Raw genomic sequence first — 16035 nt, 5'->3', positions numbered from 1 at the left:
ATGCCAGAAACCTGCGGTATCTGTGGTGAAACCGTTCCGTTCGACGCCACGGTTCACGCGATGATTCACACTCACAGCGAGACGGGCGTCATCGACGCGTACGTCTGTCAGGACTGCTACGACGAGCGTCTCGGACCGATGTTCGAGCGGGTCGACACGCAGGAACAGTCGCCCTGAGAGAATCCCCTGAATAGGCTGCTACGGACAGGTAGGACCTTCCTACTCCGCCCTACTCGTTCCGACGGAAGCGATCCACGACGAACTCCTGATCCAGTTTCGCGATGAACGTTCCGAGCTGTGGGCCTTCGGTGTCGTCGAACAGCAGCCGGTAGCCGGCCGAGAAGAACTCGCCGATGTCGATGTCGTTTCGCTTCGCCGTTTCGTATATTTCGGCCTGAATCGCCTCGCCGTCGTGGCCTTCGGCGATGAAATCGGCCAGCTCGTCCAGCGCGGCCGCCGTCGCGTCGTCGAAGGACACGTCGGGAATCTCGGCGCGCTTGAGTTCGTAGTTGAACTCGTTGTTGGTCAGACTGGCCCACTCCTGGGCGCGCTCGACGCGGGCGAGCGCCTGCTCGACGGCCCACTCCGGCGCATCGTCGGGGATATGGCCTTCCTTCCGGGCGATCTGCTCCCGCTGTTCCGGGTCGTCGGTCATCCCGAGCACGGCTGCGAACGTGTAGGGGATCCGAACGCGCTGTTCACGCGGTTCGTCCACGACCATCGGGTAGGCCCGCTCGGCGAGTTCGGCGTCGTCCTCGCTGGCCTCGACTTCCCCGAAGTAGCGCCGCTCGAACCGGTCGAACTCGTCGACGAGCTGGTCGACGTTCTCGACGGAGAAGTCCCGCTGCTTCCGCGGATCCTTCACGAAGAAGTACTTGAACACCTCCGGTTCGAGAATGTCCAGCACCTCGTCGACGGTGATGACGTTGCCCGAGGAGGAGGAGAGCGGTTCGCCGTCGAGCGTGAACCATTCGTACACCATCGGGACCGGCGGCTGAATGTCCAGCACGTTCTCGGCGACGTCCTCGCCGGAGGGCCAGGAGCCCTCGGCGTGGTCCTTGCCGAACGGCTCGAAGTCGACGCCCAGAATTTCCCACTGGGCGGGCCACTCGAAGCGCCACGGGAGCTTTCCGTCCCGGAGCGTCGCTGTCCCCTCGTGGCCACAACCCTCGATGGTCTGGTCGCCGGCCTCGACGTCCTCACAGACGTATTCGACTTCGCCGGCGTCGAGGTCGACTTCGGTGACGCCCTCGGTGAGCTTGCCGCACTCCTCGCACTGGGGCAGGAACGGGACGTAGTCGTCCCCGACCTTGTTCTGGTACTCGGCGAGCACGTCGCGGGCCCGGTCGGCGCGTTCGAGCACGCGGCGGGTCACGGGTTCGAACTCGCCGTCGGCGTACAGCTCGGTGTTCGAGACGAACTCCACGTCAACACCGACCAGATCGGCGCTTTTCCGCAGGAGCGTCGTGAAGTGGGCACCGTAGGAGTCACAGCAGCCGAAGGGGTCCGGGATGTCGGTGTACGGCTTCCCGAGGTTCCGCCCGAGCGCGCCGGCGTCGACCTCGCCGAGGCCGACGACGTTCCAGTCGAGGTCGGCGAGCTGACGGGGAACCGCCCGAAGCCGGTCTTTGTCGTCGGCGGTGAACACCTGTCTGACTTCGTGGCCGCGGTCCCGCAGGGCCTCGGCGACGTAGTAGCCCCGCATTATCTCGTTGAAGTGACCGATGTGGGGGACGCCAGACGGGGAGACGCCGCCCTTGATGACGATTGGGTCGTCGGGGTCGCGCGCCTCGATAGCGTCGGCGACGGAGTCGGCCCAGAAGGCTCGGCCGCCGCCGCGGCCGACCTCGTAGGGGTCTTCCGCCATCTATGCCTCCGGAAGAATCTCGGACCCGTCGAACTCGCCGTCTTCGACCGCGCGCACGACGTGTTCGGGGTCGGTACCGTCGAGCACTATCGTCCGGATGCCGGACCGCTGGATGATTTTCGCGGCCAGCAGGTCGACGGGCGCGCTGCTGCCGGCGTCCATCTCGATGTCGGCGATCACGTCGACGAGTTCGCTCGCACCGAGTTCGTCGAACCGCGTCGCGTCGTCGTCTTCGTTCGGGTCGGCGTTGTAGACGCCCGGGACAGACGTGGCGTAGACGAGCAGGTCCGCGCCGACGTACTCCGCAAAGGCGGCCGCCACGGCGTCGGTGGTCTGTGCGGCGACGATGCCCCCGAGGACGGGGATGTCCCCGCGACGGATGGCTTCCCGGCCCTCGTCGTAGCTCTCGGCGGGTGTCGGCGCGGCGCGGTCGTCCAGGGCGGCGATCAGTAGCCGGCCGTTCAGCCGCGTGACGGCGATACCGAGCTGGTCGAGCTCGATTTCGTTTGCGCCGAGGTCGCGGGCGGTCCCGATGTAATCGCGTGCGGTCGGTCCGCCGCCGACGACGGTCCCGAGCGTGTGTCCCTGTGCATCGAGCGACTGGATGGCGTCGGCGTAGTCGGCGACCCGGTCCGCGTCGAGGTCCGGGGCCAGTACGCTTCCGCCAATGGAGACGACGACTTTCATTAGCCCGCCGTAACCGCGATGCACTCTTAAGGGTTGTCAAGGCCACTGACTGCTGTCTCTCTAGTCGGCCCTTTCTGGTTCCCACAGCGATTGCTGTCGGTCGCGTCCCCGCGAGAATGTCCGTCTGACGCGTGCCCGACGTGCTGACGCGTGTCTGACGCTTCTGGGAAACTAACGGTGAAATTCGCCGCATATTGGCGCTACAGATGGTGATATCTCTCTTTCACAGACCGCTCAAAACACCACGAAACTTGCGCCGATTTACGGTCTAAGAAGGCTTTGTGAAATGTCTAAAAGAATCTGAAACGGTCGTAAAAAATGCGTTTTAGCTCGATTTGTCCTGAAAGTGACCGAAGTGACCTGAAGGTTCCTTCCTTTATATACTCCCGGCGGGGTTACGAAGAAGTGAGGTGACAAAGATGAGCGCTACCGCAACGCCCTCCGGCGAGGAAGAGCCCTCCAAAGAAGAGCGACTGAAGTCGTTCCTCGCAGAGAAGGCAAGTGACGGCGAGATGTATTTCAAGAGCAAGTTCATCGCTGACGAAGTCGGTCTCTCCCCGAAGGAGATCGGTGCCCTGATGGTCAAGCTCAAGGACAGCGCGTCCGAGATCAATGTCGAGAAGTGGTCGTACACGAGCGCGACCACCTGGCGTATCGAGCCGGCGTAGACGACCGGTCCCCGCGTACAGTTCTCGGACGATAGTACCTGCTATAACAATTGAAACGATTTACACACTGATCTCACTGCCATCGTGCGATCAGGTGTGCATTGATTTTCAATGGCTACTATAGCTGTGTGATCGTTCGCGGAGTATTTGTGCCCGCATCGTTTACGAGTAGCTGATGAGTGGCTCCGCGGACCCGCCATCGCCTGATCGACTGGCCGGCGTGTTCTCCGTCTCGTCAGTGCGGCGGACGGATGGGACCGTCCAGTATATCGGCGACCCGCTAGTGCCACCAGCCGCCGCTGTCGAGCAACTTAGGCCGCTGTTTCGACAGCGGGGCTACGACGTTCGACTCGAAGAACTCGGCCCGGAATCCGGCGATGCAGCAGCCACTACGAGCAACGGCGGCACTACTGTCGTCGGCGGTCCGGGCGCCGGTGACTCGATGACCGCCACCGGTGGTGCGTTGAACCCGCGCCCGGACCAGTACGCACTGGTCGCGGAGCCTGCCGACACGGACACTGGCGGTATCCCGTGGCTCAACATCGGGCTCCTACTCGCGACTATCGCGTCGACCCTCTACGTCGGCGCGAGCGCCTGGTACTACATCCCGGTCGCTGAGGACCCGGTTCGCGTTTTCGAGGCCTGGCCGTTCGTGGTCGCGATGCTCGGCGTGCTCGGCATCCACGAACTGGGCCACTACGCCGCGGCCCGCTACCACGGCGTCGACGTGACGCTTCCGTATTTCATCCCGTTCCCCTCGTATCTGGGGACGATGGGGGCGGTCATCAACATCCGCGGACGCATCCCCGACCGGACGGCGCTGTTCGACATCGGCGTCGCCGGCCCGCTCGCCGGACTTGTCGCGACGACGGTCGTTACCGTTATCGGCCTCTCGATAGACCCGATTACGGTTCCGGAACGCGTGGCAAACAGCGACACCGGCGTCATCATCACGTTCAACTATCCGCTCCTGTTCCAGGCGCTGGAAGCGCTGGTGAACGCGCTGGGACTCGGGACCGAGATTGGGCCCGGCGAATCGGTCCACCCGATCGTGTTCGCCGGCTGGGCCGGGATGTTCTTCACGTTCCTGAACCTGCTCCCGGTCGGGCAACTCGACGGCGGTCACATCGTGCGGTCCATCGTCGGACAGCGGCAGGAGACCGTCGCCGCCGCTGTTCCCGGCGCGCTGTTTGCACTCGCCGGCTACCTGTATTTCACCCGCGACCCGCCGCCGGTCGGTTTCGGCGTCTGGGGCCTGTGGGTGTTCTGGGGCCTGTTCGCCACCGGACTCGCGTATGCTGGTCCGGCCAGACCGACAGTAGACACAGAACTCGACCGACGGCGGGCGCTGCTCGGCCTGTTTACGTTCCTACTGGGGCTGGCCTGTTTCACGCCGGTTCCGTTCGAGATCAGCGCGGTCTAACTGTCAGCCCGCGTCGCGGCCGGGACATTCTCAGTGTGAGTACCCGCGGTCCGGAAGCGTCTCGCCGTCGAGCGTGACCCCGCGCTCGGTGACCGTTCCGATCCGCTGTAGCGGGCACGGCACGGCGTCTCTGGCTTCGGGAACGTCCGATTCGGGCAGCGTACAGACCAGTTCGAAGTCCTCGCCGAAGAACACGCCCAGCTCTCTCCGCTCCTGCTCAGTCTCCGCGAGCGCGTCGACTTGCGCGTCTATCGGGAGCGGCTCTTCGACAGCGAAGCCACAGCCGCTGGCTTCGGCTAACTGGTGCAGCGAGCGGGCCAGCCCGTCGCTCGAATCCATCATCGCCGTCGCGTGCGGTCGGAGCGCGACGCCTGCACGTACGCGGGGATCGAACTGAAACAGCCCGTTCGCCCGGTCGGTGTCACCCCGGTCGAACAGTTCGAGCGCGGCGGCTGACCGGCCCAGCGTGCCGGTGACACAGACTGCGTCGCCGGGCGACGCGCCCGAGCGACGGATCGGGTCCGCGGCCGCCCCGATGGCCGTCGTCGCGACGGTGAACTCGTCGTGGTTGTCTAAATCCCCACCGACGTACTCTGCGCCGACCGCGTGACACACGTCCTGTGCGCCGTCGACGAACGCCGCGAGTTCGTCCGGTTCGAACGACGGTGCACCGTACGCGGCTACTGCGGCTGTTGCGTTAGCCCCCATCGCGGCCACGTCCGATAGCGAGGCGGCGACGGCCCGCCAGCCGGCCGTGTAGCGGGTCGTCCCCGCCGGGAAGTCCGTCCGTTCGTGGAGCATATCGGTCGTGATGACCTGGCCGTCCACGACGGCGCAGTCGTCGCCCGCGTCGGGAAGCCGGTCGGCGAGGTCGGCGAGTGCAGCCCGCTCGTCCATACTCGGTCGTCGGTGTCCCGGGGCAAAACCCTCGGGGGTATCGGTCGGCAGGACAGGGTCGGTGGGTTGAAACCGGAGACTGCCAATCCCATCCACATGGATGGGAACCGGATGGCGACGGTCGTCGGGTTCGCGGCAGCGCTCGCCGTCCTCGCGGGGCTGGTGTGGCTCGTCGGCATCGATGAGACGCTGGACGCGCTCACGACGGCGGACCCGGGGGCACTTCTCGCCGTCGCGGGCATCGCCATGCTCTGGCTCGTCTCGTGGGGGCTGGCGCTGTGGACGGTGCTGCAAGCGCTCGGTGCGCCGGTGGCGCCACACACTGCCGTTCTCGTGTTCGTCGCCGCCGTGTTCTCGAACAACGTCACGCCCTTCGGTCAGGCCGGCGGCGAGCCCGTGAGCGCGCTGTTGATATCGACGGCCGCCGACACCGAGTACGAGACCGGGCTGGCGGCTATCGCCACCGTCGACACGGTCCACTTTCTGCCGTCTGTCGGGTACGCCGTCGTCGGCTTCACGTTCGTCGCCGCCGGTGCGGTCCAGTTGACCCGGAACCTGGCGTTTGCCGCCGGTGCTGTCGCGGTGCTCGTGGTCGGTATCCCCACTGCTGCTGTCCTGGGCTGGCGACACCGGGACCGCGTTCAGGCGACGATCATTCGCGGTGTCGCACCAGCCCTCGCCGCGCTGTCGAACGTCGTACCCCGGTGGTCACCACCGTCCGCGGAAAACATCGAGGCGCGAATCGAGGGGTTCTTTTCGGCCATCGAACGCATCGCGACTGACCGGCGGACGGTCCTCCAGACCTTCGGGCTCTCGGCCTTTGGCTGGATTTGCCTGTCGGCGTCGCTGTGGACGTCGCTGTACGCCGTTGGGGCACCGGTACCGGTCGAAGTCGTCCTGCTTGTCGTTCCTGTCGGGAGCATCGCCAGCGTCGTCCCGCTTCCCGGCGGGTCGGGCGCTATCGAGACGGTACTCGTGACGCTGCTGGTCTCGACGGCCCCGGTTTCGGCGGCCCTCGCCACCTCTGCGGTGCTGATCCACCGCGTCGGGAGCTATCTCCTGCCGACGGTTATCGGCGGCGGCGTCGCCGCTGCGCTCAGTGTCGACCGGGCCGCATCGCTCGAGGAGTGACACTCGCGGTTCCCGACGGGAGAGAGAATCGCTGCCCTGTGGGCGAGTGAACGGTTCACGCCCGCCGACTGCGAACGACGCGTTTAAATGACGGCGACGGAAAGAAATCTGCAATGGCTACACTCTACGACGTTCCCCCCGAGGAACTCATCGAGGCACTCACGGAGACGCTCGCAGACGAAGACGATATCGAAGCCCCGGACTGGGCCGAGTACACCAAGACCGGCGTGGACCGTGAACTCCCACCCGAGCAGGAAGATTTCTGGGCGCGACGCGCGGCCAGCCTCCTCCGAAAGGTCGCCGTCGACGGTCCCGTCGGCGTCAACGCCCTCCGCTCCGAGTACGGCACCTCGAAGCAAGGGACGACCCGCTACCGCGTCCGTCCCCACCAGAAGACCAAGGGCTCGGGCAACATCATCCGGACGGCGCTCCAGCAGCTCGAAGACGCCGGCTACGTCGAGACCAGCGAGAACGACGGTCGCCGTGTCACCGGTGACGGCCGCAGCCTCCTCGACGACACCGCAGGCGACCTCCTGACGGAACTCGACCGTCCGGAACTCGAACGCTACGCGTAACTGACGCCTTTCTCGCTGTTTTTCAGCCGGCCCATAGCCCCTGCTCCGAAATCGTTTTCCGACCGACTCCAGTATTCTCATACAACTATGAGTGGCGACCCCAGCGAGGAGGAACTCGAAGAACTCCGGAAAAAGAAGATGGAGCAGCTCAAGGAACAGCAGGGCGGCGAGGGCGAGGGTCAGGAGGCCGCGCAACAACAGGCCGACGCCCAGAAGCAGGCAGTCCTCAAGCAGAACCTCACTGACGGCGCACGCAAGCGGCTCAACACGGTCAAGATGTCGAAACCGCAGGTCGGCGAGCAGATCGAACAGCAGGTCGTCGCGCTGGCCCAGAGCGGCCGCGTGCAGGGCCAGATCGACGAGGATCAGATGAAGGAGCTCCTCTCGGAGCTAACGCCCGACTCCAAGAGCTTCGACATCAAGCGCCGGTAGATGCGCTGTGGCCTGTTGTACAGTGGTGGAAAGGACTCGACGCTGGCGGCGCTCTTGCTCGACCCTTTCTACGACGTGACGCTCGTCAGCGGTTCTTTCGGCGTCTGTGACACTGACCCCGCTCGGGAGAGTGCGTCGGCCGTCGGCTTCGACCACGCGACAGTCGATCTGGACCCGGATGTGGCCCACGACGCCGTCGAGCAGATGCACGACGACGGCTACCCCCGTAACGGCATTCAGCGGGTCCACGAGCACGCCGTCGAAACCGTCGCCCGCGGTGACTGGATCGCTGACATCGACGGCATCGACACGTTTGACGCCGCGGCTGACGGCACCCGGCGCGACGACCGGGTCCCGACCATCGAGCGTCCGCTCGCACAGAGCGTCGAGGACCGCTTCGGCGTGGACTACCTCGCGCCGCTCGCAGGCATCGGCCGCGGCGCTATCGACGCGATGGCCGCCGACAAACTCGTCGTCGAGAGCGGCCCCAGCGCCGAGATTCAGAAGGCTGACTACGAAGTCGAACTCCGTGCGCTCCTGCGGGAGCGCTACGGCGAGGGTGCCGTGGCCGACGTGTTCCCCGAGCACACGCAATCTCGCGTGCGTGGACTTCGCTAACCACCGCTAGTGCGGGTCCCATGTGTCATCGCTGGTGCGGGTTCCCCGCGGGTCCCAGTCAGACTAAGCGATGTCCCGGCTGGTGTCCACGCTGATGCGGTCGGTGAGGTCGAGGCATATCGGCTCAGTGAGCGCCCGGCCTCCGCGGAACTTCGGGACGAAGAGCCTGTTTTCGATAGCGTCGTCGCTTCGCGTCGTTTCGAGGTCGAACACGATATCGCTCGTGTACTCCGTCCGGTGGCGCTGTGACGGTGTGGTGTCGTGTTTGAGCGCGTACAGGACCGCGACACTGTCGGTCTGTGCGAGTCTGGCCTGCAGCGTTTCGAAGAAGGCCCGAAACTCTCCTGTATCGGCGCGCTCAAGCGGCTCGACCGGGTCGACGACGAGGAGCGACCCTTCGGTGAGCCCTTCGACGTGGGCGAGCGCATCACTGACCGGGGCCTCCCGATCTAGCTGGCTGACAGCGAGGTCGTCGTAGGTCCCCCGCTGGGACCGCAGCGCCGACGTGACTGTGGTCGGGGCCTGTTCGCCGGAGAGATACACCGTTTCCTGGTGGGCGACGAACTCGGAGAGAAACAGCTCCGCCTGACTCGCCGGTTCGGCGAGCAGCGTGACGAGGCTTCCAGTCGGAATGCCGCCGTCGAGCTTCCGGTCGAGTGCTCGAACCCCCGTCTCGAATCGCTGTGTCACTGTCTCACCCCGTGAACTGTCCACCAGTCCAATGCCCGTCCCATACGGCCACCCTGGGTTGAGGGGCTCTTTGTTGTCGCCTCTCTAACACGGACCGCTCCCCATGTAGTCAGTCTCTAGCCCGCTTACCGCCAGCGGACGCTGGCCACGCCCGCCTTCATAGGTAGATCGCCAGCAAACACAGCAGTGGGCGCATTTTAGCGAGTCTCTACCGGTAGGTATCGGCCCGTAGTTCGTGGTTCCGGTCAGCGTGAACGAACAGGTTCAAGCGCGCCCTGGCTGTAGACGCGGATATGTACGACTCCGTCAAGGGCTTTCGCGATTTCTACCCCGAGGAGATGCAGGCTCGGCGGTGGGCCATGGACACGCTGGAAGACGTCGCACAGCGCTACGGCTTCCGGGAGATCGGCACGCCGGCGCTGGAACCGACCGAGATGTACGTCGACAAGAGCGGCGAGGAGATCGTCGAGGAGCTGTACAGCTTCGAGGACAAGGGCGGGCGCGAGGTCGCGCTCACGCCGGAGCTGACGCCGACCGTCGCGCGGATGTTCGTCGCCAAGCAACAGGAACTCTCGAAGCCGATCAAGTGGGTGTCGACGCGACCGTTCTGGCGCTACGAGGAGCCCCAGCAGGGCCGGTTCCGGGAGTTCTACCAGACCAACGTGGACATCTTCGGGTCGGCGGAGCCGACGGCCGACGCCGAGATTCTGGCCGTCGCCGTGGACATGCTCACCGATCTCGGGCTGACGGGCGAGGACTTCGAGATCCGTGTTTCCCACCGGGACATTCTCTCGGGCGTGCTGGAGTCGTTCGGGGCCGACGTGGACGTGCCCGAAGCGATTCGTGCGGTCGACAAGCGGGCCAAGGTCGACCACGACGACTACCTCGACGCGCTCGTCGAAGCGGGGCTCAACTACGGCCAGGCCGACAAGTTCGACGAGATGCTCCAGATTGACGCCGAGGAAATCGAAACGCTCGCGGACCTCACCGGCTCCGAGGATGTCCGCGCGGCGACCGACAATCTGCAGGCAGTGCTCGACGCGGCCGAGGACTTCGGCGTCCGCGACCACCTCACCGTCTCGCTGACGACCGCGCGCGGGCTGGACTACTACACCGGCGTCGTCTTCGAGTGCTTCGACTCGACGGGCGAGGTTTCCCGGTCGGTGTTCGGCGGCGGCCGCTACGACGACCTCATCGAGGGATTCGGCGGCCAGCCGACGCCGGCCGTCGGCTTCGCGCCCGGCCACGCCACGCTCCAACTCCTCTGTCAGCGCGCCGGCGTCTGGCCCGCCGAGGAGCTGTCGACGGATTACTACGTCCTGCAGGTCGGCGACACGCGCCCGACCGCGGCCCGAATCGCCCGTGACCTGCGCGAGCGCGGCCACGTCGTCGAGAGCGACGTCGCCGACCGGTCCTTTGGCGCGCAGATGGGCTACGCCGACGGCATCAACGCCGAGACGGTCGTCATCGTCGGCGAGCAGGACCTCGAAAACGACGAGGTGACGCTCAAGGAGATGGACGACGGCGAGCAGATCAGCGTCCCGCTCTCGGCGTTCCCCGGCGACTACGACCGGCCGACGTTCGAGGACTTCGCGGAGTAGCGCCACCTAACGGTCGGATTGTGACAGTAACTTTTTGCGACCGCCGTGTTGATTGTTCGACATGCAGCTCCCCTCCATCGCCCTCCCGAGGTGGAAGCTCGTCGCGACCATCGCGATACTGTCGACTGGCTTTGCCATGCTCGCAGGTGCGGCCGGCCTCGGAAACGTGCTTGCTCCGATATTTATCATCCTCGGCTGGTTCATTCTGGCTCCGCTTGTCGCCCTTCTGGGATCGAAACTACCGATAGTTGAATCGCCGGCGGCCGAGCCGGACTCGGATGAAACCGAGATGACCACGGCGTCGGAACCGACGGTAGATCCGGTCGACCACCTCCGGGAGCGGTACGCCCGCGGTGAACTGACAGACAGCGAGTTCGAGCGGCGGCTGGACCGCCTGCTGGAGACCGAATCGCTCTCGGCGAACAGCGAGGCAGAGAACACGGCCGGTGAGGTCGATAGGGAAGTCAGCCTCGAAACCGAGTGACGGAAGACACTACTGCCGCGTGGCCACTACCCCTGCGTGAAGCCGTTGTGAGGCAGGCCGGTCAGAGCGCCCGCTCCATTTCCATCTCCACGCGCTCCTTGGCGATCGTCTCGAAGCCGACCGACTCGTACAGCGCTCGGGCGACGTGGTTCGTGTTCGAGACGGAGAGCCAGACGCGGTCGAGCCCGTTCTCCTGCCCGTATCCGAGGAGTACGCGGATGAGCTGTGAGCCGATGCCGGCGTGCTGGTAGTCCGGATGGACGAAAATCGCCAGTTCCGAGGTGTCCTGATACGGGACGAGGACGGCGTGGCCGACGGCTTGCTCCTCGTGCCAGACAACGACGTTCAGGCCGTCTTCGACGAGATTCGGCAGCCAGTCGCGGATATCCGCCTCAGTCCGTGGTGGCACGCCCTGTGACCGGGAGTCGGGCCCGAAGTCAGCATACATCTCCACAAGTGGGTCGATGTCGCCGTCGTAGGCCTCGATTGTCACCGTCCGCCCGTCGTGGTCGGTGAACGTTTCGGGCGGGCGGGGGAAGTCGTGATCCGCCGCGGCGGCGTTGGACATACTCCTGTCTTTGTTCTCAGGACGCCTAAGTTCGTCTATCCTTCCCAGCGACTGAGATTCGGGCGAGACAAGTGGCTCGCAGTCGACAAATCGGTATGCGCGCCTATCGCGTGGCCTACGACGGCCGACCGTATCATGGGTTCCAGCGCCAGCCCGACGTCGACACCGTCGAGGGGCGACTGCGCTCGGCGCTCGTCCGCCTCGGCGTCTGCGAGCGCGGCGACGGCCTGCCCGAGCGCTACGCGGCTGCCGGTCGGACTGATGCTGGCGTCTCTGCGCGAGCACAGACTGTCGCCTTCGACGCGCCGGCGTGGCTCTCACCGGCGGCGTTCAACGGCGAACTCCCGGACGACATCCGTGTGTGGGCCAGCGCCGATGTCCCCGACGGCTTCCACGCGACCCACGACGCCGCCGAACGCACGTACACCTACTATCTGTACGCGCCGACGGACACGGACCGGCCCGGACATCGACCCGTCGACGACGAACGGTGGGCCGATGCCGTCGACGCGCTCGCTGGGACCCACGACTTCCACAATCTCACGTCCGACGACACCGGAACCGAGCGAACCGTCGACATCGACTGGACGCGGGACGGCCAGTTCCTCGTCGTTCGGCTCACGGCCGGCGGGTTCTGCCGCCAGCTGGTTCGTCGGCTCGTCTCTCTCGCGGCGACTGTCGCGGACGGCTCCGCCCAGCTGTCGAAGGTTGACCGTATCCTCTCGCCGGAGTCCGTCAGTGGCCCCGACGGCGTCCCGCCGGCCCCGCCCGAACCGCTGGTGCTGACCGACGTTCGTTACCCGGATGTTGCCTTCAGTCGGGACGAGGACGCCGCTGCGGACGCACGGACGGTCTTCGAGCACCGACGCGCGAACGCCCACACGACAGCGCGGGTTGCCGACCACATAACCGACGGGCTGTAGTTCCCCGTCGCTGAAACGAAGGCTTACTTCGGCCCCGTCCCAAGAGCGGGCTATGAGTTCGGTACCCGCACGGAGCGACATCGACGAGGCGTACAAGTGGGACCTCGATTCTCTCTACGCCAGCGACGAGGACTGGGAAGCCGCCTATGAGGAGGCGGAGGAACTGATCGAGGACCTGTCCGCCTACGAGGGGCGCGCCACCGAGGACGCTGCGACGCTGTTAGAAACTCTGGAGACCTACGAGGAACTGATGCGGACGGTGTCGAACGTCGCCGCCTACGCCCGGATGCGCCGGGACGAGGACACGACCGACGACACGTACCAGGCGCTGACAGCCCGCTCGCAGTCCCTCTCGTCGGAGGCCAGTTCGGCCGCCTCGTTCCTCGACCCGGAACTGCAGGATTTGGAATACGACGACATCGAGGCGATGATCGACGCGGAGCCGGGGCTGGAGCCCTACGAGCACTACTTCGACGACGTGCTCCGGATGAAAGACCACACCCGCTCGGCCGAGGTCGAGAATCTCCTTGCGGAACTCGGTGAGGTCACCGGTGCGCCCGGCGAGGTGTACAACATGCTGGCCAACGCCGACATGTCGTTCCCGACCGTCGAGGACCCCGACGGCGACCAGCAGCCCATCACGCTCAACAACTTCACGACGCTGCAGAAACACCCCGACCGAGAGTTCCGCCAGCGCGTCTACGAGGCGTTCTACGACGAGTGGGACACCGTCCGCAACGCCGTCGGCACGGCCTACAAGAACGCCGTCAAGACGGACGTGAAGATGGCGAACGCACGGGACTACGACACCGCCCGCGAGGCCGCGCTGGACGGTCCGAACGTCCCCGTCGAGGTGTACGACACGCTCGTCGACACCGTCCACGACAACCTCGACACGCTCCACCGCCACGCCGACCTCAAGCGCCAGTCAATCGGGGCCGACGAACTCCGGATGTGGGACCTCTACGTCCCGCTTGTGCAGGAGGAATCGCCCGAAATCGAGTACGAACAGGCCTGCGAATACGTCACCGAAGCCGTCGCACCGCTGGGCGATGATTACCAGTCCCGGCTCGCCGACGGGCTGGATTCGCGGTGGGTCGACGTGTACGAGACCGAGCACAAGCAGTCCGGCGCGTATTCGGGTGGCACCTACGACTCCCAGCCGTTCATCCTGATGAACTACCAGGACGACGTGGAGTCGATGTACACGCTGGCCCACGAACTCGGCCACTCGATGCACTCGGAGTACACCAGCGAGGAGCAGCCCTTCGTCTACTCCGGCTACGAGATATTCGTCGCCGAGGTCGCGAGCACCGTCAACGAGACGCTGCTGACCCACCACCTGCTGGACACCGTTGAGGACGAGCGCCTGCGCCGGCACATCCTCAACGAGTACCTCGAACGGTTCCGTTCGACGCTATACCGCCAGACCATGTTCGCCGAGTTCGAGCACCGCACCCACGAGATGTCCGAGGCCGGCGAGCCGCTGACCCCCGACCGGCTGGACGAGCTCTACCGGGACCTGAAAGGCGACTACTACGAGCCGGCGGTACTCGACGACCGCATCGCCCGCGAGTGGATGCGCATCCCGCACTTCTACCGGGCGTTCTACGTCTACCAGTACGCGACCGGCATCTCGGCGGCCGTCGCGCTCGTCGACGGCATCCTCGATGAGGGCGAGCCAGCCGCCCAGCGGTACATCGACTTCCTCCGGAGCGGGTCGCGGCAGTACCCGCTGGAACTGCTTCGCGATGCGGGCGTCGACATGGCCAGTCCGGACCCCGTCGAGTCCGCGCTCTCGACGTACGGTGAGTATCTCGACGAGTTCGCCGAGTTGCTGTAGGACGGCCAGTAGCTATCCGGTGCCTGTCTGGCTGTTCGAGCCACCGGTCTAACCGAACGCTACAGCCCCGTCCCGACACGGATAACCCTTTCACCCCCTGTGACCCGAAGGCACTTTGTGTCTCAACCGTATAGTACCGACCATCCAAATGTCGCGCAGTCCCTCGCTTCCGGAACGACCACGGTTGGAACTTGATCCCGATATGACGCCTGACGAGCGTCTGGAGGCACTCCGGGAACATTTCAAAGAGATAGTACAGGTCAACGAACAGCTGACCGAGCAGCTTGACGCCGCCCGTGACCGGCAACACGACCTCACGGACGAGGTCGACCAGCTTGAGCGGGAAAACGAGACGCTCAAGACGTCCTCGCTGTATATCGCGACAGCCGAGGAGCTGACCGACGACGGCGTCGTCGTCAAACAGCACGGCAACAATCAGGAAGTCCTGACCGAAGTCTCGCCGTCCATCCGCGACGGGCTGGAGGCCGGCGACCGCGTCGCCATCAACGACTCCTTCGGCGTCAAGCAGATTCTCGATCCCGAGACTGACGCCCGCGCACAGGCGATGCAGGTCGACGGCTCGCCGGACGTCTCCTACGACGATATCGGCGGCCTCGAAGAGCAGATCCGCGAGGTCCGGGAAGCCGTCGAGGAGCCGCTGGTCAACGCCGAACAGTTCCGCGAGGTCGGTATCGAACCGCCGAGCGGCGTCCTGCTGCACGGCCCGCCCGGCACCGGGAAGACGATGCTGGCGAAGGCCGTCGCCAACGAGACCGACGCGACCTTCATCAAGATGGCTGGCTCCGAACTGGTCCGGAAGTTCATCGGCGAGGGCGCGCGACTCGTCCGTGACCTGTTCGAACTCGCCGCCGAGCGCGAACCGGCTATCATCTTCATCGACGAGATCGACGCCATCGCGGCCAAGCGAACGGAGTCGAAGACCTCAGGCGACGCCGAGGTCCAGCGGACGATGATGCAACTGCTCTCCGAGATGGACGGCTTCGACGAGCGCGGTGAAATACGCATCATCGCGGCGACGAACCGCTTCGATATGCTCGACCGCGCCATCCTCCGACCCGGCCGCTTCGACCGCCTCATCGAAGTCCCGAACCCGGATGTCGAGGGCCGCGAGCGTATCCTCGAAATCCACACCGAGGAGATGAACCTCGACGACGACGTAGACCTAGGCGCGTTTGCCACCGAAACCGACGGCCTCTCCGGCGCGGAACTGGCCTCGCTGGCGACTGAAGCCGGGATGTTCGCCATCCGCGACGGCCGGACGACGGTCAAGCAGTCCGACCTCCACGACGCCTACGAGAAAATCGAAGCCGACGACGACGCCAGCAGCGTTCCGGTCGCGTTCGCCTAACCACCTTTTTACTGCGAGGGGTGTCCTCGGCCGCGGTGCGGCCTGCGGGCCCCCCTGCTTGCAAAAACGTGGGTGAAAAAAGCCGCGCTCTCACGGTGTTCGAGCGCGGTGAACCGCTCGCTACGCTCGCGGATGCTATCCTCAGTACCTCACAAAGCGTCACCCACTAATCCGATCTGAGTCACTTCTTCTGTCTCGATGAGCCGTCTGTAGCGGTCGATCTTCGCTGAGGGTGGATGGAGCTGTCGCTGTCGGCGGC

The 16035-nt window shown here is 65.3% G+C and carries 17 protein-coding genes; 12 read left to right on the top strand and 5 right to left on the bottom strand.

From position 1 onward, the window contains the following. The gene (locus VI234_RS13455; RefSeq protein ID WP_008311078.1) at positions 1-177 is read left to right on the top strand and encodes a hypothetical protein; all 177 of its coding nucleotides are present in this window, start codon (positions 1-3) and stop codon (positions 175-177) included. 52 nt (positions 178-229) lie between these two features. Here the strand turns inward: VI234_RS13455 and lysS are convergent, their stop codons facing one another. Next, positions 230-1867, bottom strand: coding sequence for a lysine--tRNA ligase (gene lysS / locus VI234_RS13450; protein ID WP_008311077.1), 1638 nt, complete (start codon positions 1865-1867; stop codon positions 230-232). Beyond that, positions 1868-2554: a UMP kinase gene (gene pyrH, locus VI234_RS13445; protein WP_008311076.1), complete on the bottom strand. Its 687-nt coding sequence runs from the start codon at positions 2552-2554 to the stop codon at positions 1868-1870. A 419-nt stretch (positions 2555-2973) separates the two neighbouring features. On the opposite strand from pyrH, the gene VI234_RS13440 reads away from it, so the two are divergent. Beyond that, positions 2974-3222 carry a DUF7123 family protein gene (locus VI234_RS13440; RefSeq protein ID WP_004518404.1) on the top strand — a complete coding sequence of 83 codons (249 nt, stop codon included), beginning with the start codon at positions 2974-2976 and terminating at the stop codon, positions 3220-3222. 175 nt (positions 3223-3397) lie between these two features. After that, positions 3398-4645: a site-2 protease family protein gene (locus VI234_RS13435; protein ID WP_336330301.1), complete on the top strand. Its 1248-nt coding sequence runs from the start codon at positions 3398-3400 to the stop codon at positions 4643-4645. A 30-nt stretch (positions 4646-4675) separates the two neighbouring features. Here the strand turns inward: VI234_RS13435 and thiL are convergent, their stop codons facing one another. Further along, the gene (gene thiL, locus VI234_RS13430; protein ID WP_336330300.1) at positions 4676-5542 is read right to left on the bottom strand and encodes a thiamine-phosphate kinase; all 867 of its coding nucleotides are present in this window, start codon (positions 5540-5542) and stop codon (positions 4676-4678) included. A 96-nt stretch (positions 5543-5638) separates the two neighbouring features. On the opposite strand from thiL, the gene VI234_RS13425 reads away from it, so the two are divergent. The 4 genes from VI234_RS13425 (at position 5639) to VI234_RS13410 (ending at position 8298) form a co-directional block, all read left to right on the top strand. Beyond that, a complete protein-coding gene (locus VI234_RS13425) occupies positions 5639-6673 on the top strand; it encodes a lysylphosphatidylglycerol synthase transmembrane domain-containing protein (protein WP_336330299.1) in 1035 nt (344 codons plus the stop codon). Positions 6674-6786: 113 nt separating this feature from the next. Beyond that, a complete protein-coding gene (locus VI234_RS13420; protein ID WP_336330298.1) occupies positions 6787-7248 on the top strand; it encodes a 30S ribosomal protein S19e in 462 nt (153 codons plus the stop codon). Positions 7249-7335: 87 nt separating this feature from the next. Beyond that, the gene (locus tag VI234_RS13415; RefSeq protein WP_336330297.1) at positions 7336-7680 is read left to right on the top strand and encodes a DNA-binding protein; all 345 of its coding nucleotides are present in this window, start codon (positions 7336-7338) and stop codon (positions 7678-7680) included. Then, positions 7681-8298 (top strand): DUF7411 family protein, encoded by a 618-nt coding sequence (locus VI234_RS13410; protein ID WP_336330296.1) that lies wholly within the window; start codon positions 7681-7683, stop codon positions 8296-8298. Positions 8299-8361: 63 nt separating this feature from the next. Here VI234_RS13410 and VI234_RS13405 read toward each other — a convergent pair whose 3' ends face one another. Then, entirely contained in the window at positions 8362-9012 is a 651-nt protein-coding gene (locus VI234_RS13405) for an RAD55 family ATPase (RefSeq protein ID WP_336330295.1), read from the bottom strand. Between the two features lie 269 nt (positions 9013-9281). On the opposite strand from VI234_RS13405, the gene hisS reads away from it, so the two are divergent. Both hisS and VI234_RS13395 read left to right on the top strand, forming a co-directional pair. After that, positions 9282-10589: a histidine--tRNA ligase gene (hisS, locus tag VI234_RS13400; protein WP_336330294.1), complete on the top strand. Its 1308-nt coding sequence runs from the start codon at positions 9282-9284 to the stop codon at positions 10587-10589. Positions 10590-10650: 61 nt separating this feature from the next. Continuing rightward, entirely contained in the window at positions 10651-11073 is a 423-nt protein-coding gene (locus VI234_RS13395; RefSeq protein WP_336330293.1) for an SHOCT domain-containing protein, read from the top strand. Positions 11074-11134: 61 nt separating this feature from the next. On the opposite strand, the gene VI234_RS13390 is transcribed toward VI234_RS13395, so the two are convergent. Continuing rightward, entirely contained in the window at positions 11135-11641 is a 507-nt protein-coding gene (locus VI234_RS13390; protein ID WP_336330292.1) for a GNAT family N-acetyltransferase, read from the bottom strand. Between the two features lie 95 nt (positions 11642-11736). On the opposite strand from VI234_RS13390, the gene truA reads away from it, so the two are divergent. The 3 genes from truA (at position 11737) to pan2 (ending at position 15776) form a co-directional block, all read left to right on the top strand. Next, positions 11737-12564, top strand: coding sequence for a tRNA pseudouridine(38-40) synthase TruA (truA, locus tag VI234_RS13385; protein WP_336330291.1), 828 nt, complete (start codon positions 11737-11739; stop codon positions 12562-12564). A 52-nt stretch (positions 12565-12616) separates the two neighbouring features. Next, positions 12617-14407 (top strand): oligoendopeptidase F, encoded by a 1791-nt coding sequence (pepF, locus tag VI234_RS13380; protein WP_336330290.1) that lies wholly within the window; start codon positions 12617-12619, stop codon positions 14405-14407. A gap of 148 nt (positions 14408-14555) precedes the next feature. Then, positions 14556-15776 (top strand): proteasome-activating nucleotidase Pan2, encoded by a 1221-nt coding sequence (gene pan2 / locus VI234_RS13375; RefSeq protein ID WP_336330289.1) that lies wholly within the window; start codon positions 14556-14558, stop codon positions 15774-15776. Positions 15777-16035: the final 259 nt, after the last annotated feature.

The sequence above is a fragment of the Haloarcula sp. CGMCC 1.2071 genome (assembly GCF_037078445.1).
In the GTDB taxonomy this organism is placed as follows: domain Archaea; phylum Halobacteriota; class Halobacteria; order Halobacteriales; family Haloarculaceae; genus Haloarcula; species Haloarcula amylolytica.
Note: the sequence above shows the minus strand (reverse complement) of the source record. Positions and strands in the feature narration are given on the sequence as shown.